At 45.1% G+C, this 18,341-nt stretch carries 19 protein-coding genes; 10 read left to right on the forward strand and 9 right to left on the reverse strand.

From position 1 onward, the window contains the following. The 3 genes from G6R11_RS01190 to G6R11_RS01200 all read left to right on the forward strand — a co-directional run bounded on the left by G6R11_RS01190 (window position 1) and on the right by G6R11_RS01200 (window position 2,737). Window positions 1–600, forward strand: a complete 600-nt coding sequence (locus tag G6R11_RS01190) for a DUF1190 domain-containing protein (RefSeq protein ID WP_163130604.1) — start codon at window positions 1–3, stop codon at window positions 598–600. A gap of 2 nt (window positions 601–602) precedes the next feature. Beyond that, window positions 603–1,769 carry a glutathionylspermidine synthase family protein gene (locus G6R11_RS01195; protein WP_163130607.1) on the forward strand — a complete coding sequence of 389 codons (1,167 nt, stop codon included), beginning with the start codon at window positions 603–605 and terminating at the stop codon, window positions 1,767–1,769. Window positions 1,770–1,972: 203 nt separating this feature from the next. After that, complete coding sequence (locus G6R11_RS01200; protein WP_163130610.1) at window positions 1,973–2,737, forward strand: exodeoxyribonuclease III; 765 nt, start codon at window positions 1,973–1,975, stop codon at window positions 2,735–2,737. Window positions 2,738–2,804: 67 nt separating this feature from the next. On the opposite strand, the gene G6R11_RS01205 is transcribed toward G6R11_RS01200, so the two are convergent. After that, on the reverse strand, window positions 2,805–3,512 hold the full coding sequence (locus G6R11_RS01205; RefSeq protein ID WP_163130613.1) for a hypothetical protein: 708 nt from the start codon (window positions 3,510–3,512) through the stop codon (window positions 2,805–2,807). 151 nt (window positions 3,513–3,663) lie between these two features. On the opposite strand from G6R11_RS01205, the gene G6R11_RS01210 reads away from it, so the two are divergent. Then, on the forward strand, window positions 3,664–4,647 hold the full coding sequence (locus G6R11_RS01210; protein ID WP_163130616.1) for a lipase family protein: 984 nt from the start codon (window positions 3,664–3,666) through the stop codon (window positions 4,645–4,647). Between the two features lie 181 nt (window positions 4,648–4,828). Next, entirely contained in the window at window positions 4,829–5,218 is a 390-nt protein-coding gene (locus tag G6R11_RS01215) for a CBS domain-containing protein (RefSeq protein ID WP_163130619.1), read from the forward strand. 47 nt (window positions 5,219–5,265) lie between these two features. Here the strand turns inward: G6R11_RS01215 and tatC are convergent, their stop codons facing one another. The 4 genes from tatC to G6R11_RS01235 form a co-directional block, all read right to left on the reverse strand. Beyond that, window positions 5,266–5,991 (reverse strand): twin-arginine translocase subunit TatC, encoded by a 726-nt coding sequence (gene tatC / locus G6R11_RS01220; protein ID WP_163130622.1) that lies wholly within the window; start codon window positions 5,989–5,991, stop codon window positions 5,266–5,268. A gap of 37 nt (window positions 5,992–6,028) precedes the next feature. Continuing rightward, a complete protein-coding gene (gene tatB, locus G6R11_RS01225) occupies window positions 6,029–6,259 on the reverse strand; it encodes a Sec-independent protein translocase protein TatB (protein ID WP_163130626.1) in 231 nt (76 codons plus the stop codon). Between the two features lie 11 nt (window positions 6,260–6,270). After that, the gene (tatA, locus tag G6R11_RS01230) at window positions 6,271–6,471 is read right to left on the reverse strand and encodes a twin-arginine translocase TatA/TatE family subunit (protein WP_163131865.1); all 201 of its coding nucleotides are present in this window, start codon (window positions 6,469–6,471) and stop codon (window positions 6,271–6,273) included. Between the two features lie 170 nt (window positions 6,472–6,641). Continuing rightward, complete coding sequence (locus G6R11_RS01235) at window positions 6,642–7,520, reverse strand: LysR family transcriptional regulator (protein WP_163130629.1); 879 nt, start codon at window positions 7,518–7,520, stop codon at window positions 6,642–6,644. Between the two features lie 149 nt (window positions 7,521–7,669). Between G6R11_RS01235 and G6R11_RS01240 the strand changes: the two genes are divergently transcribed. Further along, window positions 7,670–8,776 carry an arginine deiminase family protein gene (locus tag G6R11_RS01240; RefSeq protein ID WP_163130633.1) on the forward strand — a complete coding sequence of 369 codons (1,107 nt, stop codon included), beginning with the start codon at window positions 7,670–7,672 and terminating at the stop codon, window positions 8,774–8,776. A gap of 349 nt (window positions 8,777–9,125) precedes the next feature. On the opposite strand, the gene G6R11_RS01245 is transcribed toward G6R11_RS01240, so the two are convergent. Next, on the reverse strand, window positions 9,126–10,316 hold the full coding sequence (locus G6R11_RS01245) for a class I SAM-dependent methyltransferase (protein ID WP_163130636.1): 1,191 nt from the start codon (window positions 10,314–10,316) through the stop codon (window positions 9,126–9,128). A 174-nt stretch (window positions 10,317–10,490) separates the two neighbouring features. Then, entirely contained in the window at window positions 10,491–11,123 is a 633-nt protein-coding gene (locus G6R11_RS01250; protein WP_163130639.1) for a glutathione S-transferase family protein, read from the reverse strand. Between the two features lie 405 nt (window positions 11,124–11,528). Between G6R11_RS01250 and G6R11_RS01255 the strand changes: the two genes are divergently transcribed. The 4 genes from G6R11_RS01255 to edd are packed head-to-tail and all read left to right on the forward strand — an operon-like array spanning window position 11,529 to window position 17,352. Further along, on the forward strand, window positions 11,529–12,554 hold the full coding sequence (locus G6R11_RS01255) for a LacI family DNA-binding transcriptional regulator (protein WP_163130642.1): 1,026 nt from the start codon (window positions 11,529–11,531) through the stop codon (window positions 12,552–12,554). 4 nt (window positions 12,555–12,558) lie between these two features. Continuing rightward, window positions 12,559–15,009, forward strand: coding sequence for a GH36-type glycosyl hydrolase domain-containing protein (locus G6R11_RS01260; RefSeq protein WP_163130645.1), 2,451 nt, complete (start codon window positions 12,559–12,561; stop codon window positions 15,007–15,009). After that, window positions 15,006–15,536 carry a gluconokinase gene (locus tag G6R11_RS01265; protein ID WP_163130648.1) on the forward strand — a complete coding sequence of 177 codons (531 nt, stop codon included), beginning with the start codon at window positions 15,006–15,008 and terminating at the stop codon, window positions 15,534–15,536. The genes G6R11_RS01260 and G6R11_RS01265 overlap by 4 nt, the downstream gene beginning before the upstream one ends. A gap of 7 nt (window positions 15,537–15,543) precedes the next feature. Next, a complete protein-coding gene (gene edd, locus G6R11_RS01270; RefSeq protein ID WP_163130651.1) occupies window positions 15,544–17,352 on the forward strand; it encodes a phosphogluconate dehydratase in 1,809 nt (602 codons plus the stop codon). Window positions 17,353–17,371: 19 nt separating this feature from the next. Here edd and G6R11_RS01275 read toward each other — a convergent pair whose 3' ends face one another. Then, complete coding sequence (locus G6R11_RS01275; protein ID WP_240352373.1) at window positions 17,372–17,887, reverse strand: cysteine hydrolase family protein; 516 nt, start codon at window positions 17,885–17,887, stop codon at window positions 17,372–17,374. A 180-nt stretch (window positions 17,888–18,067) separates the two neighbouring features. Beyond that, a complete protein-coding gene (locus tag G6R11_RS01280) occupies window positions 18,068–18,241 on the reverse strand; it encodes a hypothetical protein (protein WP_163130653.1) in 174 nt (57 codons plus the stop codon). Window positions 18,242–18,341: the final 100 nt, after the last annotated feature.

Raw genomic sequence — 18,341 nt, forward strand, 5'->3', positions numbered from 1 at the left:
ATGAAACGTTCTAAGTTTATTAACTTAGCTGTTATGCGTAAGTTACCTGCAACTAGGCCTTCGTTTATTGTTAAACCTTTGGTAATTGCGGTATCTACCGCGATACTGAGCGCTTGTTCTGAACCTCAAGACGACGCAATTGTGATTGAGTCGGTGGACGACTGCGTTACCAAAACTACATTTAACGAGCAACAGTGTGTTGCTGTCTACCAAAATGCCGAAGCCGAAGCAGCCCGTACTGCGCCTAAATATAATAGCCGCCAAGATTGTGAAGAAGCTTTTGGTTACGAAGGTTGTCGAGCTAACAGTAATGGTATTTTTACGCCGATTATGTACGGTTACTTGTTCGGCCGTATGATGGATACCAACCGTCCTTCATCGGTATATAAATATAATCAACGTGGTTCCTCGTATCGTGATTCTATTATCACTGCCGATGGTTCTGTGATTGGTAAAGCTGGACAAAATGGCTACAAGGTTAATCAGTCAGCGTATAAACCTAAGGCAACGGTAAGCAGAACCGTGTCGCGTGGCGGATTTGGTGCCAAAGCCTCGGCTAAGTCATCTTGGGGTGGCTCTAAATCTAGCTGGGGCGGTTAAGCGTGTTACGAGTACCGATAAAAGAACGACTGAACTGGCAGCAGCAAGCCAAAGAATATGGTTTTAACTACCACACCATGTACGGCGACAAGTACTGGGACGAGTCGGCCTATTATCAGTTCTCTCTAGAGCAAATTGAAAACGGCATAGAAGCTCCTACCGAAGAGATACATCAAATGTGTCTTGAAGTAGTAGACAAAGTAGTGCGTGACGAACAGTTAATGCGCCGTTTTTGTATTCCAGAAAAACACTGGGATTTTGTTCGTCAGTCTTGGTTGAACGGCGAGCCTTGTTTGTACTCGCGTTTAGACTTTTGTTACGACGGCAAAGGTGACGCTAAGTTATACGAAAATAATGCTGACACGCCTACATCGGTATACGAAAGTGGGTTTTGGCAATGGTTGTGGCTAAAAGACAATGTAGACCAAGGTGTATTAAGTCCAGCCAGTGATCAGTTTAATAGCCTGCAAGAAAAGCTGGTAAACCGCTTTAGCGATTTACAGTACTTGACCCCGGGTAGGGAGTTGCACTTTGCTTGTTGTAAAGATACCGATGAGGATCGCGGCACCGTGCAATACATGGAAGATTGTGCGATAGCGGCGGGCTTAGATACCAAATTTGTGTTTGTCGAAGATATCGGTATCGACGCCGAGAAGCGCTTTACCAACCTAAACGATGAAGTCATCACTTGGATGTTTAAACTCTATCCGTGGGAGTTTATGTTTGATGAAGAGTTTGGTGACAGCTTAGGAAAGCAAAATATACGTTGGTTAGAGCCTGCCTGGAAAAGCATTATTTCTAACAAGGCTTTATTGCCAATGTTGTGGAAAATGTTTCCTAATCATCCTAACTTGCTGCCGTCATTTTTCGAAGACCAACTTTCGCAAGCCAACTTTAGTGCAGGAATTGTTAAGAAGCCTATTTTCTCCCGTGAGGGTGCCAATATTTCAATACTGCGCGGCGAAGAAAAAATAGCCAATACTCATGGCCCTTATGGTGAAGAAGGCTACATATACCAAGCCCTACACGAGCTGCCACGCTATGGCGATGACTTTACTTTAATTGGTAGTTGGCTGGTAGATGACCAAGCAGCAGGCATCTCTATTCGTGAAGATAGTAGTTTGGTAACCCAAGATATGAGCCGTTATCTGCCACATATTATTCTGTAAGCTGAACGGAGTTGATCTTGATAAGTTTCGGTAGAAGTGGATATTCGTCTGCTTCTATGGTTTTTTTAACGAGTAATATCCCCATCATTTAAAGGTTTTTTAGCAAGCTTTAAGCCTGTTACAATATTTAACTAATTTGATTCAGTACCTCTTTCAATGGCGGCTATTGAACACCACTTTTTTACTTTCTGAAGGAAGGGCGAATGCGTTTAGTATCGTGGAACGTAAATGGCATTAGAGCTGTGATGAAAAAAGACTTCATGGCGTCGTTGGAATCAATGCAAACAGATATCTTGTGCCTACAAGAAACCAAAGCACAAGACGATCAGGTGGTAGAGGCCTTAAATGAACTCGAGGGCTACCATATTTACAGCAACTCTGCGGTAAAAAAAGGCTACTCAGGCACTGCCATTTTAAGCAAGCAACAGCCAATAAATGTTGAATACGACATGGGCATTGAAGAGCACGACCAAGAAGGTCGGGTAATTGCTGCAGAATACGAAAAGTTCATCTTGGTAACGGTATACACGCCTAACTCAGGCAGTGAGCTAAAACGCCTAGAATACCGTCAACAGTGGGATGCCGACTTCTTAGCGTATCTAAAAGCTTTAGAAGAGCGTAAACCAGTATTAGTGTGTGGCGATTTAAACGTTGCTCACAAAGACATTGATTTAGCCCGTCCAAAACCTAATTACAATAAAAGTGCTGGTTATACTCAGGCTGAGATTGATGGCATTGACAATCTCACCGCTGCAGGTTTTGTTGATACCTTCCGTTTAAAGAAACAAGATGAAGTAAAATACAGCTGGTGGAGTTACCGAGCCGGTGCTCGTGGGCGTAACATAGGCTGGAGAATCGATTACTTCTTGGTAAGCGACAGTTTTGCCGACCAAGTCAGTGATGCTGATATTCTTAATGATGTAATGGGCTCTGATCACTGCCCAGTGCAAGTGGACCTAGCGCTTTAGAGCGATCTCTCATTCACTAAAAACGCTGCTTAGTTTAAGCAGCGTTTTTGTTTGGGTGCTGATTAATTCAGTCGCGTAAACTGGCTTCGGCTGCTGCAAAGTATTCGCGTGCATCCTTCATATCTCGATAACGAGGGTAGCCATCCTCATTTTCCCAATTACAAGAACGTTTTACGTATTCTATCCACATCAGCGTTTGCTGTTGCTGGTCTTGCAGGTAAGCAAGTTCTGTTGGTTCTATCTCTGGGTAAGATTGTTTAAGTACTTTATGCACTGCTAACTCTCTGCGCAGCTGCTTAACATAACTTAAATTACAATACTTTAGTGCACTGGGGCCGGGCTCTGCCAGCAGCGGCTTACCTTCAAGTTCATCTTGCACAATAACACTATTTATATTAACCGTTTCTACATCGAGCATTTTAGTTGAGGCTTGAGCTAACGCGGTCACTGTAAATGCTTCGGTTTGTATACTGACGGGATAGTAATTCAAAGAATGCCCAGCCATTAACAAAGTGCTTTCAACCTTGCTGCTTGGCGCTAGCTGATACTCACCCTGCTGATTGGATAAGGTAGCCGTTTCAGATTGAAAGGCGTGGTAAGCCTTAACATTAGTTAAAGGCTTAAAGCTTGGCGCTTCGCCTGGAGAAAACAACAGTACTTTACCTTTTACTTCCGGCGTTAGATAAACCGTTTGAATGGTAGGTACACAGGCAAGGTTTAAGCTGGCTAGGGCTAATACTGTGACTAGCCGCATCTTAGCTACAATGACTTTCATGCCTTATTCTCCTTTGTACGTACTAGCTTGCTTAGTATGCGATTAAATTATTGTTGGTGACCTACTCATCGCTCATAAACCAGCTAATTATTACTGCTTTGGTGTGCGATTAAGGTAAGCTAATGCTTCGTTTACAGTAACAGTTTTAGTCATGAAGAAGCCAATTCCCGAAGCCAAGAGCTATGATATTGTTCCGCCTGATATGAATTACGTGTATTTCGAAGGCTCCGATCAATATCCATTTCAAGCTGCCAATACCGAGTTCTCAGAGGTGAATGCTTGGTGGTTATCTGAATGTGCATTGCTAGCTTATTGTCATCCAGGTTTCGCCCGTATGGCTTTTAAACTTGCGGGCTTTGAGCAGTTTAGCTTTTTTCAAGGAACCGGCACCGAGTGCATGGCCGCTGGCAATCAAGAAGCCTTGATTATTGCCTTTAGAGGCACCGAGCTTAAGTCATTATCAGCTTTGTACGAACTGAAAACCGATCTGGATAGTATGCCAGTAGCCTTTGCAGAAGGTGGAAAAGTACATCAAGGCTTTGCTAAAGCGCTCGATGAGGTATGGAGTGGCGAGCAAGGTTTGCAGCAGTTTATTGAGCAGCAGATAGAAGACTTTCCAGATCGACCTATTTGGCTTACTGGGCATAGCCTAGGCGGCGCGTTAGCCACCTTATGTTTTGCTAAAGTGCCGCAAGCAACCGGTTTATATGTTTATGGTGCCCCGCGAGTCGGCAATCAGCAATTTGTAGAGTTGGTTAATAGCCGGCCTGTTTGGCGAGCAGAGCATGCTAAAGATCCTATCCCAATGTTACCGCCTAATTTGCCTACAATAAGCTTTGGCTTCGCAGATCTTGGGGAGTTGGTTTACATCCATAATGACCAGACAATAGATTACCAACGGCCGGAAAAAAGCACTGAAGAGTATAAAGAGTTGATAGTGAGCACCTTTAAGGCTCAAGAACAGCGCCGTAAGAGCTTGAGTGTGGATCTTACCGAGATAAACCAGCACTTACTTGAGTCCTTTAAGGAATGGCGAGACAACCTTAAGCAATGGCAAGCAGATACAAAAATCAGCTTTACTGATCACATGCCGATTTATTACTGCGTAAAGCTTTGGAACAACTTGCAGGAATAAGGAGAAAGATAAGCGAAAATTAATCTCCCTGCTCAATAAGCGCACCCTCATTCTCAAATTGATCTCTAACAAGTTATTCATCAATAACCTACCTGCTAGCCATTAAGCTCCGGCTAATACAGCTATGCTTAAAGTAGCAATAGATGTTTAGCTAGCAAGCGTTTGGCTAAGGTAGGCTCCTATGAACAGTTCAATTACTTCCTATATGGAAACCAATGTCATTAGTGTAGAACTCGATGACAGCGCTAAGAAAGTATCTGAAGTACTGGATGAAAATAAACTCAGCTGTGTACCGGTACTGACCCCCGATGGCGCAATATTTGGCGTGGTTAGCGCTACTGATTTGGTACATTTTGATACTTTATACGTGAACCCTAAGTTAGAGCGCGCCTGGGAGTTGTGTACCCATAAAGTGATTGAGGTCTCGCCTGACATCTCGATAGAACAAGCAGGAGCAATAATGGTTAAAGAAAAAATCCATCATTTAATCGTTATGCAAGACGGCAGCTTTAAAGGCATTTTGTCGGCTACCGATGTTATTAAGGCGTATTTAGGTATCGCGATTGAGTAAAATGAGCCCCCTAACTACGCTGGTTAAGCAACCTCATTTTTACATTTTTAGCCCATCTCATTGGTGGCATAAAAGCGAGAAGCAAATAAGCCAATTTCAAACAATGCCCACATCGGCAATGCTAACAAAGTTTGTGAAATAAGATCGGGAGGGGTGAGCAGCATACCAATAACAAACACAGCTACAATGACATAAGCACGCTGTTCACCTAAACGCTGGGCTGTGGTAACGCCAGTCCAACACAATACCAAAGTAACAATTGGGATTTGAAACGCTAGGCCAAATGCAAAAAACAAACTTAATACAAAGCTCAAATAGCTGCCGATATCAGTGGCAATGGTAACCCCTTCTGGGGCCATCGCGCTAAAGAATGAAAATGCGATAGGAAATAATACAAAGTAGGCAAAAGCGACACCCGCATAAAAAAGAAATACCGAGCCAAACAACAGGGGGAACACCCGCTTTTTTTCATGGCGATACAAACCTGGGGCGGTGAAAGACCATAGTTGGTATAAGAGGTAAGGAACGGCTAAAAAGGCGGCTGCAAATAAGGTTAATTTTATCGGTGTTAAAAATGGTGCAGCTACATCGGTAGCTATCATACTCGCCCCATCGGGCAGTGACTCTATCAGCGGTAAGGCAATAATTGAGTACATGTCGTTGGAGAAATACACCAAGAATACAAACAACACAATAATTGCAGCAACACTGCGAATAATCGCGTTTCTACATTCTGTTAAATGAAACATAAGTGAGTGAGTAGTTTGGCTCATAGACTGAATCTCCTATATAGCTTGGTGTGAGTTCGACTTAGTCCTTTAAGTCTTGGTTAAGGGGCTTGTTCAGGCTTTCTAGTTGTTGCTCCATAGCTTTTACATCTAGCTCTTTGCCAAGCTCAGCACTTAAGTGAGAGGCCGTTTGCCGCAGTGACTTAATCACTTTTGATATGCTATGAAGTGCACTGGGCAGTTTATCTGGGCCGATGACTATCAGCCCAATAACGCCGCAGAACAACATTTCCCAAAATCCTATATCAAACATAGTTATGCTCCTTATAGAGCGTCTTTGGGTTCTGTTGCTACGCTTGCTGGTTGAGCCAGTTCTTCAGTAAGGGGCTGGTCACTCATGGCCTTTTTAAACCCTTTAACAGTGGTGCCTACATCACTGCCTAAAGTGCGTAAACGTTTAGTGCCAAAAAGTAGCGCTACAATAATTGCAATAATGGCCAGTTGCCAAACACTAATACCCATAATAATTCTCCGCTTAAGTGACTAAAATTGAATGTTTGTTGTGTGTCATCTGATGACGAGAGCACTATAACGCGGGTGAATTTCTATTACGAAACAGGACCTTTCAATAATTTTGAAAGGTCTAATTTGATGATGAGTTACTGACTTTAATTGACCACTAAGAGGCCGGTAAACTAACTAGCGTGAGTAAATTGCGCTTTAAGGTAATGTGCAACAGGCCCCAATTCATGGCTGGGTTTAATTAAAAAGTCTAAGGCGATGCCACGGCTAGTGATCGCGAATTCTGGCTTAAATATTGTTAAGCCGCCAAATTTCATCCGCTCCTCTGCTTCCACTTGAGGAATGAAGGCCCAGCCAATATCTTGCTCAACAAGTTGGATCATGTCACTGATTGAACTGACTAACATAATGTCATTAGATAAGGTGGCTTCTATCTGCAGCATCGGGTTTTCATACATGCTTTCGCAAATGATCTGTCGCGTAGCAATCAGTGATTCATTATCGACAAGCTCAAGATCTGCTAATGCCGAATCGGGTGAGCACACACAAACCATATCAACGACATCAAATTGATAAAAATCTGCTTCGGTATCTACACCCGCGCTTTGCGACCTAAGTAACACTTGTAGCTGTCCGGACTCAAACTTCTCTTGTAGTTCATCACGGCGACCGCGTTCTATTTTGAATTTTGTGTTGGGGTATTGGCGAATTGTCTTAGCTATTCGCTCTTCCACTAAGCCCATAGGAACAAGCTCACCAATACCAATGGCAAAAGACTCTTCCACCGAATCATTTACATCTTGCACAACACTGTCTAATCGACGCGCTTGGCGCAGTATGGTTTGGGCGTGAGTTAATAATCGTTCCCCTGCAGGGGTGAGAGTGGGGTGTTTACGGCTTCGGTCAAACAGCTGCACATTTAGCTCATCTTCCAAATTTGAAATACACATACTGACACTGCTAATGCTTTTTTTTAAAGCCCGTGCAGCTGCACTAAAAGATCCTTCTTCAGCCGACGCTACAAAAATCACCATATGTTCCAAGTTAATCATTACTCACTCCTAGTATTGATATCCACAAAGTGTAGCAAGTTTCAATAATCTTGAAAGTAACTAATTAAACCTTTCACGAAAATTGTTCAATAATGACTCCATCGAAACAAACTTGATTCAAATTACTTAAGCAAACCGAGGTAAATATTATGTCTAAATCACTAAACCGTCGCGACTTTTTCAAACTTGCTGGTGGCGCAGCAGCTGTTGCAGGCGCAGCAACATTAGCACCAAGTGTATTAGCAAGCAGCGCAACAAGCGCAGTATTAACCGACAGCAATGGAGTTGGTGTTTACAACGAGTGGGACCAACTAAAATCAATCATCGTAGGCACACCAGAAGGCTTCACTTTTCCAAAACTAGATTGGGTGCTAGATACATATGCCGGCATTACTGATGAAGTAAAAGCGGCTTTACGTGACCACCACGGTAAGACTTTTGAAGAGCTTGACCCAGCTCAGTATGCAGTAACCAAAGCAGAAGAAGATGCCCTGGCAGCATTGCTAAAATCAGAAGGCATTGAAGTTATTCGCCCAACGATGCCTAGCAAAGCCGAGCAACAGGCGGCTCATGTTGGTTACACTGCCATGTTTGAGCGTGATAATACCTTGGCCGTTGGGGATGAGCTGATTAACATATTCTGTCGTACAGGCTCTCGTCGTAAAGTTCACCCATTTTTACATAAGCAGTTAACTGAAGTAACACAAGGTACTGGCCAAGCACATATTTCTCAGCCTGTGCCTGCACTAATGGCAGAGCTATCAGATGAAGATCAACCATACTTAGAAGGTGGCGACATTTTCGTACTAGGTAAAGATATCTTAGTTGGCCATGCTGGTATTGCCTCAAGCTATGCAGGCATCGAGTGGCTACAGAAGCACTTAGAGCCTAAAGGTTACCGCGTTCATACGATTGAACTAACAAAAGACTGGATCCACCTTGATTGTATCTTCTCAACACCCCGTGAAGGTTTAGCCATGGCTTACTTAGGTGGGGTAAAAGGCGGTAAAGCAGCATTCCCAGAGTTCATGCAAAACTGGACCTGGTTAGAAGCGACAAAAGAAGAAGCCAAGGCACTTGGTTGCAATGGCGTTAACATAGCACCAAGCCGCACAATTATTGGCGCTGAGCACACTCGTATTATCGAAATGCTAACGGAAAATGGTGTTGAGTGTGTGACCTTACCTTACGCAAATGTATCCGCATTCGGTGGTGGCCCTCGTTGCTCGACTCATCCACTAGTTCGTAAAGCTTAATTACTTCTAAAATAAAAAACCGCTAGTACCACTAGCGGTTTTTTGTGTTCAGCACATCTACATATTCCTTTATGTTAATTGTCGCTCCCAACCAGACCCTGTTGTTCGGCTTTGTAGTAACCAACGTCGTATGTGCATATATTCTGAGCATAATGATAGCAGACAACGTTGGGCGACTTGCCAGTTAACTGAAGTAGCGGCGGGGTTGTATTGACCGTCATAGAAAATATCGAGCGAGAGGCACCTCGATAATAGAGTTACTAATACAGGAGATATCTTTGGAGCTAATGGTTAATTGCTTGATAGTTGAATCGCACTGAGGACGTTATTACCTCCTCAGTGCTAAGGACTATTTCACTCTACACAAGAAGCCTTTTAAGTAGTGGCCTTCTGGGTAAGGGCCGCCAACTGGGTGATCTTCTGCTTGTTCAAGCGTTTTTAGAAACTGCATTTCTCGTTTTGCATCAATTGCTGCATCGGCCACGATTTTTTGGAACAAGCTTGTTGGCATAAGGCCAGAGCAGGAATAAGTCAGCAATATACCGCCAGGGCGTAGCATTTGCATGGCTAACATGTTGATGTCTTTGTAGCCACGGCTTGCGCGATTTAAGCTAGCTTTGCTGTCGACAAACTTAGGTGGGTCTAGCACTATCATGTCAAACTGCTCATCACAATCGCGGTAAGCACGCAGTTGCTTGAATACGTCGGCATTTAGCTGGGTAATTTTACTGGCGTCTAAGTCGTTTAATTCAACATTTTTAGCGGCAATCTCTAATGCTGCATCAGAGACATCTACGTTTACCACCTTCTTAGCACCGCCCGCCAAGGCGTAGGTGCCAAAACCGCCGGTATAACAAAAACAGTTAAGTATTTTTTTGCCTTTGGCAAGCTGGCCAACGAGTTTGCGATTATTGCGTTGATCGAGGTAGTAACCGGTTTTGTGGCCCGTTTCTACGTTAATCAGCAGGCGCAAACCATTCTCATTAATTTCCATTGGCTGTGCGGGTAGCTCGCCATGAATCAGCCCCTGTTGAGGAGCTAAACCTTCTTTTTTACGTACATCTACGTCTGAGCGCTCGTAGATAACATCATCTGGGAAACAGTGTTTTAGCGCTTCAATAAGGTTTAAACGCTGGAACTCGGCGCCGGCACTTAGCAGCTGCAATACTAATACATTGGCGTAGCGATCAATGGTGATACCTGGTAGGCCATCGTTTTCACCGGCTACTAAACGATAAGCGTTGGTATCGGCAAACTCGCCGAGTATTTGTCGCGCGGCTTGGGCATCTTCTAGGCGTTCGATAAAATACTGTTTATCAATCTCTTGCTGTTGATCAAAGCTCCATACCCGAGCACGAATTTGTGACTCTGGTGAGTAGGCGGCAGTGGCCAAATATTTCCCTTCGGCGCTATACACTTCCACGGTTTCACCCGCCAATGGTTTGCCCGAAACTTTATGTATGCCGTTTGAAAAAATCCAAGGGTGGCGACGCAACAAAGCTTTGTCGCGCTTGGCTTTAAGGGTAATGATACCGCTCATGATCTGCTTCCTAAAGGTTAATGCCGCGCATTATAAGCGCCATACTTAGCAAAACCCAAGTATAGTCTGGACTTATTCAATTTAACTTAGGTTTAGGCTTGTTGAAGTGGCAATTAAAAAGCCAAGCAACAGCTTGGCTTGGCAGACTTTACGCTCTTCGTTCTAGAGTTTGGCCTAGAGTTTGGTCATGGCTTTGCCATTCATCTCTTTTTCTAAGCCCTTATTTAAGGCCGAGCGTTGGCTGGTGCGCTTGCGGTAGGCCATCAGTTTTTCGGGTAATTGCTGCTGAAACGCCATTGCCCAATTTAAGGTGTGGCACAACAGCACATCGGCAACAGTAAACTGCTCGCCTAACAAATAGCCTTCTTCAGGACCCCAAAGCTCGGCAATGGCTGCGGCTTTGTTAAACTCCCAAGCCGTGGTTTCTAGCATTTCGGGTATGCGCAGCTCTTCTGGAAGGGCAAAGCGGTGTTTGCCCATGTTCCACAGGGCTTGTTCTAGTTCACAAATGGTAAAGCTTACCCAGCGGTGGTGTAGTGCAGCTTGGTCGCTGCCTGGGGTAGGTAAAAATTGCGGGCCGTACTTCTCGGCTAAATACAGGCAAATAGCGGCAGATTCACTAAAAACCAAGTCGCCATCTTTAAGCGCAGGCACTTTGCCGCAGGGGTTAAGGTTTAAGTACTCTTCGCTGCGGTGTTCACCGGCTTGAAGGTTTAGGTAATGATAATTCCACTCAAGTTGTAATTCTTCCAACATCCACGAAACTCGCAAAGAGCGGGTGCGTGGTGAGCCATATAAAGTAATCATTCAGGCTGTTCCTATTCAGCATTAGCAAGCATTGTATAATACCAATCGTACTAAATAACTGTTCATACTACCTGGTTAAAATACTCGATAACTGCGTTAGAATTTTTGATTGTAGAATAGCTACTTATCGAAAAATTCTGCCTTATTCTCAAGTATTTTTCCTGCGTTATTTCTGAGCACTTACTTAGTGTGATTGGTATAAAGTAGTTGTTTGAAGGCCACTACGCGAGCTTTTGTTGTAGGCAATTTGTCAGCGCTTTAATGGGGCGCTGTGAAACTAAAGGGCTATTTAAAGACTGGTTTCATAGTAATTTGGAATCGGTTCCGTTTTGCTTGTTTAAGCCTTGAGCATCTAAGTCTTGGCGACCATGCTGGTGATATGGCGGGTTAGCTAAGCAGGGAACAATGGCAACGATTAAAGATGTGGCTAAGTTGGCGCAAGTAGGTGTGGGAACGGTATCTCGCTGCTTAGCAGGAAAGGGCGGGGTTTCTGCCAAGGCCGAGCTAAAAGTGAGCGAAGCCATGCAGCAGCTTAACTATCGGCCCAACAGTCTTGCTCGGGCCTTATCTACCCAGCGCTCTAACATCATTGGGGTTTGGTTGCCCTCGTTGTCTGGCCCCTTTTATCAGCACATTCTACAAGCCATAGAGTTTGAGTTGCGCTTGCACGACAAACACCTAATTATTGCTAACGCCGAAGGGGCAAAGAGCAATGAAGGATACTTGCAGCATTTAGATTATTTAATTAATCGTGATTGCGATGGCGTGCTGATGGTATGTCCAGAAATTGCCATTTCCGATCTGCTGATTGCTCAAGCCAATTATCCGCCCTTGGTATTTATTAATCACTCCACCGATTTATTGTCTAAGCAATCTTTTAGTGTTGATCACTATGCTGGTGGATGTTTGGCAGCAAACAGCTTGTTGGCGCTAGGCCATGACAATATCGCCTGTATTAGCGGTCGTTTAAGTGCCCAAGACGCAAAGCTACGTCAGCAAGGTTTTGTTGATGAATTAGCCCGTCAAGGCCGACCTATTAATCCTGAGTTGTGCATTGAAGGCAGCTTTGATTTTGCCATTAGCCAGCGTGCGGTCCAGCAATTACTGGATAAACAATTGCCTTTTGATGCACTGTTTTGCGGTAGCGACAAAGTGGCCTTAGCGGCCTTATCTACCTTGCAAGGTGCTGGTATTAAGGTGCCGCAGCAGGTGTCGGTATTGGGCTACGATGATGTTGACTTTGCCGCTGTTGCCTCACCACCGCTTAGCACTATTGCAATCCCTATCGAGCAAATGGCCACAGCCGCTAGCAGGCAGGTACTCAATTTAGCTTACGACTTAACACTTACTATTCCCAGCGTGCCTGAGCCGCATTTTGTTGCGCGTGCTAGCACCCAAGCATCTCCTCATCTTAAGAGTAAAGAAGACTAAAACTATGGCGAAGTTTATAGAAAATGGAACACGTTACCACTTAGATGACCCTTGCATTGCACCAAACAGTGCGGCTTATTTGTGGAACAAAAAAATGATGCTGCACATGAACTGCCGAGGATTTGCGGTGAGCCAATATATGGATCCCGAGCCTCGCAAATATGCACATGTGCCTAACTTAGCTGCGCAAAGTTTTATGCAGCCAGAGCAGCCCTATTTTAGTCATCACCCTGGGCGCTTTTTTTATCTGCGAGATAATCAAAGTGGCGAGATGTTTTCTGCTCCCTATGAGCCAATGAAAGTGGACTTAGATCGCTTTGCCTTTGAGCCGGGCTTAGCCGATATTCGCTGGGTGGTGGAAAAGCTCGATATTGAGCTAAACATAAGGCTGAATCTTGCGGTTGATGCGGTGCTAGAGAGCTGGCAAGTCACTGTGAAAAACCTAAGCTCTAAGCGCCGAGATATTTCTTTAATACCCTACTTTCCTGTAGGTTACGCCTCGTGGATGAATATGGGCGGGCAATACGATGCAGAGCTTAATGCAATTGTTTGCAGCAGCGTGACTCCCTACCAAAAAGTCACTGATTATTTCAAACATCAGCACTTCAAAGATCTAACCTTTTTGTCTGCTAGTCGACTGCCAGATTTCTATGAAGTTTCACAACAGGCTTTTGAGGGAGAGGGCGGTTTACATAATCCCAGTGCCTTGCAGCAAGGCGGAAACCTAAATAATGGCGAGGCGCATTATGAGCTGCCAGCAGCCATTATGCAGTTTCAGTACTATTTGCCCGCCAATGGCAGCGATGTGCTTAAACTTAGTTTTGGACCGGCTAAAGATAAGGCCGAAATTAAACAACTCAACCAGCGGTATTTGTATGCCGACCAAGAGCCGCAGCGCCAAGCTTGTGAAGCCTCCTTTGCTCAGGCCAATGGCTGTATTTCGATTGAGACGCCTGATCAGCAGTTTAATCACTTTGTTAACCATTGGCTGCCTAGGCAGGTGTTTTATCATGGTGATAGCCAGCGTTTAACTACCGATCCGCAAACACGTAACTATCTGCAAGATGCCATGGGCATGGTTTACCTCAAACCTGAAGCGTGTAAACAAGCATTACTAACAGCGCTGAAGCAGCAAAAATTTACTGGTGAGATGCCCGATGGCATTTTATTAAGCGAACAGGCAGAGCTTAAGTACATTAATCAAGTTCCCCATACCGACCATCCGGTTTGGCTAGCCATTGTGCTAAACGCCTATCTTCAGGAAACTAACGATTATAGCCTGCTGCAAGTGAAGCTCGGTTGGGCCGATAATTCACTCGAGCAAAGCGTATTTGAGCATGTGAGCAAGGCAATGCAATTTTTGTGTGAAGCCAAGGATGAACGCGGTTTACCTTATATCGCTCAGGGCGATTGGTGCGATCCAATGAACATGGTGGGTTATCAAGGCAAGGGCGTATCCGGTTGGTTGGCCGAAGCCATTTCTTATGCCTTGCAATTGTGGGTGCCCATTTGTGAGCACTTAGGTGAAGCCGCCTTAGCGCAAACCTTTAGCCAACATGCAGAGCAACTTAACCAGCTGATTAATCACTACTTTTGGGATGGCGCATGGTATGGGCGCGGCATTACCGATGCTGGAAAGCTATTTGGCATAAGCAGTGATAAGGAAGGGAAAATTTTTCTTAATGCTCAGAGCTGGGCCCTGTTATGCGGTGCTGCCAATAATGAACAAAAAGCGCAGATGCTTAAAGCCATTGATGAGCAATTAGATACGCCGTTTGGGGTGATGATGAGTGCGCCAGCCTTTACCGAAATGCGTGATGACGTTGGGCGGGTGACTCAAAAATGGCCTGGCAGCGCCGAAAATGGCTCGGTGTATAACCATGCTGCGGCATTTTATGCAGCCTCGCTTTACTCTTCGAGCGAAGGACAAAGAGCCTTTGATGTATTACGTAAGATGCTGCCAAGCAATCAAAACCAAGAGCTCAAGGTGCGGGGACAGTTACCGATCTACTTGCCTAATTATTATCGAGGAGCGTATTACCAGTATCCTCGCACTGCTGGGCGTTCTAGCAATTTGTTTAATACCGGTACCTGCGCTTGGTATTACCAATTGGTGGTGGAGCAGTTGTTTGGATTGCGTGGTACTCCACAGGGCTTGTTGCTTAGCCCTCAATTACCCGATGACTGGTCTAAAGTTTCGGTAGTTCGAGAGTTTAGAGGAGCGGTTATTAGTATTGAATACCAACAAGTTAATGCTAGCAGCTCTCAGCCCTTACGCGCGAAACAGCTAATGAGCGCCGCTGAAGCCAAGCTAACCATTACTCAGCAGGCCGATAAACAGCTGCTGATTAGTGGTTTTGTGACTGGCGAGCGCTATCAAATAAGTGTGACACAAGCACTTGAAGACAAGGCGAACTCAGCTAAAGCAGCAGAATCAAAGAGTGCCTTAGTATGAATGCTAATCAGGGCACGGTTTACTTTGTTATGGGGGTGTCGGGTTGCGGTAAGTCTAGCATTGGTGAGGGGCTAGCCAATTACCTGCAAGCAGAGTTTATAGACGGTGATACGCTTCACCCTCACTGCAACATAGAAAAAATGCGCAGTGGCTTAGCGCTCAATGATGACGACCGCAAACCTTGGCTAGCGACTATAGTGGCTAAAGCTGATGCTTTTAGCCAGCAAGGAAAAACCGCCGTGATTGTTTGTTCTGCACTAAAGAAAGCCTATCGAGAACAACTGCGCCAAGTGAGCGCTGAAGTGGTCTTTATCTACTTAAAAGGCGAGCAAAGGCTAATTAAGCAAAGACTAGAGCAGCGCTGTAATCACTTTATGCCGCAGGACTTATTAGCCAGTCAATTTGCGACTTTAGAAGCTCCTTCTGCCGATGAAGTAGATGTTATCCCAATCAATATCGACGCTAGCTTAGAGCAGGTACTAGCACGTTGTATTCACCGTATTAATCGTAAGCCTGCGCTACATTGAGGTTGAAATGAATCCCACCATTAAACAAGTGACTCAAAACATTGTTACGCGCAGCCAAAGCTTGCGAAGCGCTTATGTTCAACGCATGGAAAAACAAGCTGAGCAGGGGAATGCTAGGGCGCACTTAAGCTGCGGTAACTTAGCCCATGCCATTGCCGCCTGTGGCCAGCAACAAAAAGATCGCTTGTTAGATTTTACCAAAGTAAATCTGGCCATTATTACTGCCTATAACGATATGCTAAGTGCTCACCAGCCCTATGCAAAATATCCTCAGTTTATTCAGCAACAAATGGCTGAGCTTGGTCATAGCGCGCAAGTTGCTGGTGGCGTACCAGCTATGTGTGACGGGGTAACTCAAGGCCAAGAGGGCATGGATTTATCGCTGTATTCACGCGACCTGATTGCCCAAAGCACAGCCATTGGCTTGAGCCATCAAGGTTTTGATGCCTGCGTCTTATTGGGTGTTTGCGACAAGATTGCCCCTGGGCAGCTAATGGGCGCGTTGTCTTTTGGCCATTTACCCACCGCATTTATGCCCAGCGGACCCATGCCAAGTGGTATTAGTAATGATGAAAAGGCGGCGGTACGCCAACAGCACGCAGCCGGAGAAGTGAATAAAGCCGAGCTACAACAAATGGAAAACAAAGCCTACCATGCGCCCGGCACCTGTACGTTTTATGGAACCGCCAATACCAACCAATTGGTATTTGAAACCATGGGCTTAATGCTACCGGGCAGTGCTTTTGTTAATGTAAATACCGCGCTTAGAGATAAGCTTAATCAACATTTGCTTCGTCACATGGTGGGAATTAATCGCGGGGGATCTGCTTATCGCCCGCTGTATAAAGTTATCGATGAAAGAGCCATTGTGAATGGCTTGGTGGCTTTGTTAGCTTCTGGAGGCAGCGCTAACCATACCTTACACATGATTGCGATTGCCCGTTGCGCCGGCATCATCATTAATTGGGATGATTTTGCTCAACTGGCCGAGGTAGTGCCGCAGCTTTCTAGTATGTACCCCAATGGCCCCGCAGATATTAACGCCTTTGAACAAGCGGGTGGCGTGCCTTGTTTACTGCGTTTGTTAGCGCTGCGAGACTTGCTACACATGGATGCCAATACTCTGTACGGACATCTAAGCGATTACTTGCAGTCTCCGCTTTTAGAAGCTGGAGAGCTGCTTTGGCGTCCTGCTCAGGCCAGCAATAACAACGATGTAATTGCAGCTGATGATAAACAGTTTAACCACAGTGGTGGCTTGCAGGTATTAAGCGGTAACTTGGGCAGGGCGGTGATTAAAACCAGTGCCGTTAGGAGTGAGCATCAAGTTGTTTGCGCGCCAGCTAAGGTGTTTGATTGCCAGCACCAGGTGGTAGAAGCCTATCAACAGGGTTTACTTAACCAAGATGCCGTAGTGGTGGTTCGCTATAACGGTCCGGCTGCTAATGGAATGCCAGAGCTTCACAAGTTGATGCCAATACTGGGTAACTTGCAAAAACAAGGTTTTAAGGTGGCACTGCTTACCGATGGTCGCTTATCGGGTGCGTCGGGTAAAATTCCTGCCGCGCTGCACCTAAGTCCAGAAACCGCTAAAGGTGGCTTGCTGGCTAAACTACAAGACGGCGACATGATCTACTTAGACGCGATTAAGGGACGCATCGACTGCCAAGTTAGCGAGCAAGAACTACTGCAACGAGAGTCTGTCGCCGACAGCAAAACCAAACAAGATGAAGGTTGCGGCAGAGAGTTATTTAATCCCTTCAGGCGTTTAGTAGGCAGCGCCGAGAGCGGCGCGACCATATTATTTGATGGCTAAGACTTAACGTTGCCGCAGCTTAAAAAGCTTGCTCAAGGCTTAACAAAGGAACGCGGGTAGACAAGGCATGCAAGGCAATGTTGTGCAGCATTTCATCTACCGTGGTAGTGCAGTCCGCCAAAACAGAGACCTCATAAGCCTCTGCCGCTTTTGAGATAGCAGTGTGAGTGACACAATTTTGGGTCATCATGCCGCAAATTAGCAGCTTGTCTACGCCTTGTTGTTGCAGGTAGGCATTAAGTTCGGTTTGCTCGAAGCTATCGGCAAATCTTTTCACTATCACCTTGCCCAGTGGGGCGGCAGCTTGGATGTCTGGGTGAATATCTGCACCGCTTGAGTCTTGGTTGAAAAATGGCGCCAGACCCATCGCCGGATCGGCAATATGTTGAATATGGATAAGCTCCATGTTTTGCTCAGTGGCCTTTGCTATCGCAGATTGTATGTTCTGCAAGCATTTCTGGGTATTCCAAAGAGGGTATTTTCCTTCTGGGAAATAGTCATTTTGTAGATCAATGATTAGCAGGGCAGTGGTCATAATCGTTAGCCTTTTAGTTGTGCGGTGGTTAATAGCATGCTGCTATTATCAACTTAGTGGAGTGTGGCTAACAGAGGCAGAAGTGACAACAATAAGGCTAAAACTGACATTGCTAAATGTGTTTATAGTAGGTCTTAGTCGCAGGTGAGCTATTCAATAGCTTGAATGCTAAATCGCTATTTAACTATTACCCTTGCGCAGTAATAGTGGTTTAGAGTTTTGGCTTTCTGGCAAATCAGTTTGCGAAGAAAATAGTGATGAATTTAGTGCTACCCCTTTGTGTAATTGGCTAGCAATAGAGATTGAGAGCAACACTGGAATAAGCAGCAACAACACCAATGTAAGTCGGTTCATAGAATACCCCTAACAAGCTGTACACTTTATTAGACCGCGAATAGCGGTCTTTGATTGCCAGCAATCTGTAATAAAACGTAAAGAAAAGTAAAACGGACCA

The organism is Agarivorans sp. Alg241-V36 (genome assembly GCF_900537085.1).
GTDB lineage: Bacteria > Pseudomonadota > Gammaproteobacteria > Enterobacterales > Celerinatantimonadaceae > Agarivorans.

Bases quoted from the DNA above. Each gene is read 5' to 3' on its own strand.
- G6R11_RS01190 (WP_163130604.1), top strand. From the start codon at position 1: ATGAAACGTTCTAAGTTTATTAACTTAGCTGTTATGCGTAAGTTACCT.
- G6R11_RS01200 (WP_163130610.1), top strand. From the start codon at position 1,973: ATGCGTTTAGTATCGTGGAACGTAAATGGCATTAGAGCTGTGATGAAA.
- G6R11_RS01205 (WP_163130613.1), bottom strand. From the start codon at position 3,512: ATGAAAGTCATTGTAGCTAAGATGCGGCTAGTCACAGTATTAGCCCTA.
- G6R11_RS01210 (WP_163130616.1), top strand. From the start codon at position 3,664: ATGAAGAAGCCAATTCCCGAAGCCAAGAGCTATGATATTGTTCCGCCT.
- G6R11_RS01215 (WP_163130619.1), top strand. From the start codon at position 4,829: ATGAACAGTTCAATTACTTCCTATATGGAAACCAATGTCATTAGTGTA.
- tatC (WP_163130622.1), bottom strand. From the start codon at position 5,991: ATGAGCCAAACTACTCACTCACTTATGTTTCATTTAACAGAATGTAGA.
- tatB (WP_163130626.1), bottom strand. From the start codon at position 6,259: ATGTTTGATATAGGATTTTGGGAAATGTTGTTCTGCGGCGTTATTGGG.
- G6R11_RS01235 (WP_163130629.1), bottom strand. From the start codon at position 7,520: ATGATTAACTTGGAACATATGGTGATTTTTGTAGCGTCGGCTGAAGAA.
- G6R11_RS01240 (WP_163130633.1), top strand. From the start codon at position 7,670: ATGTCTAAATCACTAAACCGTCGCGACTTTTTCAAACTTGCTGGTGGC.
- G6R11_RS01245 (WP_163130636.1), bottom strand. From the start codon at position 10,316: ATGAGCGGTATCATTACCCTTAAAGCCAAGCGCGACAAAGCTTTGTTG.
- G6R11_RS01250 (WP_163130639.1), bottom strand. From the start codon at position 11,123: ATGATTACTTTATATGGCTCACCACGCACCCGCTCTTTGCGAGTTTCG.
- G6R11_RS01255 (WP_163130642.1), top strand. From the start codon at position 11,529: ATGGCAACGATTAAAGATGTGGCTAAGTTGGCGCAAGTAGGTGTGGGA.
- G6R11_RS01260 (WP_163130645.1), top strand. From the start codon at position 12,559: ATGGCGAAGTTTATAGAAAATGGAACACGTTACCACTTAGATGACCCT.
- G6R11_RS01265 (WP_163130648.1), top strand. From the start codon at position 15,006: ATGAATGCTAATCAGGGCACGGTTTACTTTGTTATGGGGGTGTCGGGT.
- edd (WP_163130651.1), top strand. From the start codon at position 15,544: ATGAATCCCACCATTAAACAAGTGACTCAAAACATTGTTACGCGCAGC.
- G6R11_RS01275 (WP_240352373.1), bottom strand. From the start codon at position 17,887: ATGACCACTGCCCTGCTAATCATTGATCTACAAAATGACTATTTCCCA.
- G6R11_RS01280 (WP_163130653.1), bottom strand. From the start codon at position 18,241: ATGAACCGACTTACATTGGTGTTGTTGCTGCTTATTCCAGTGTTGCTC.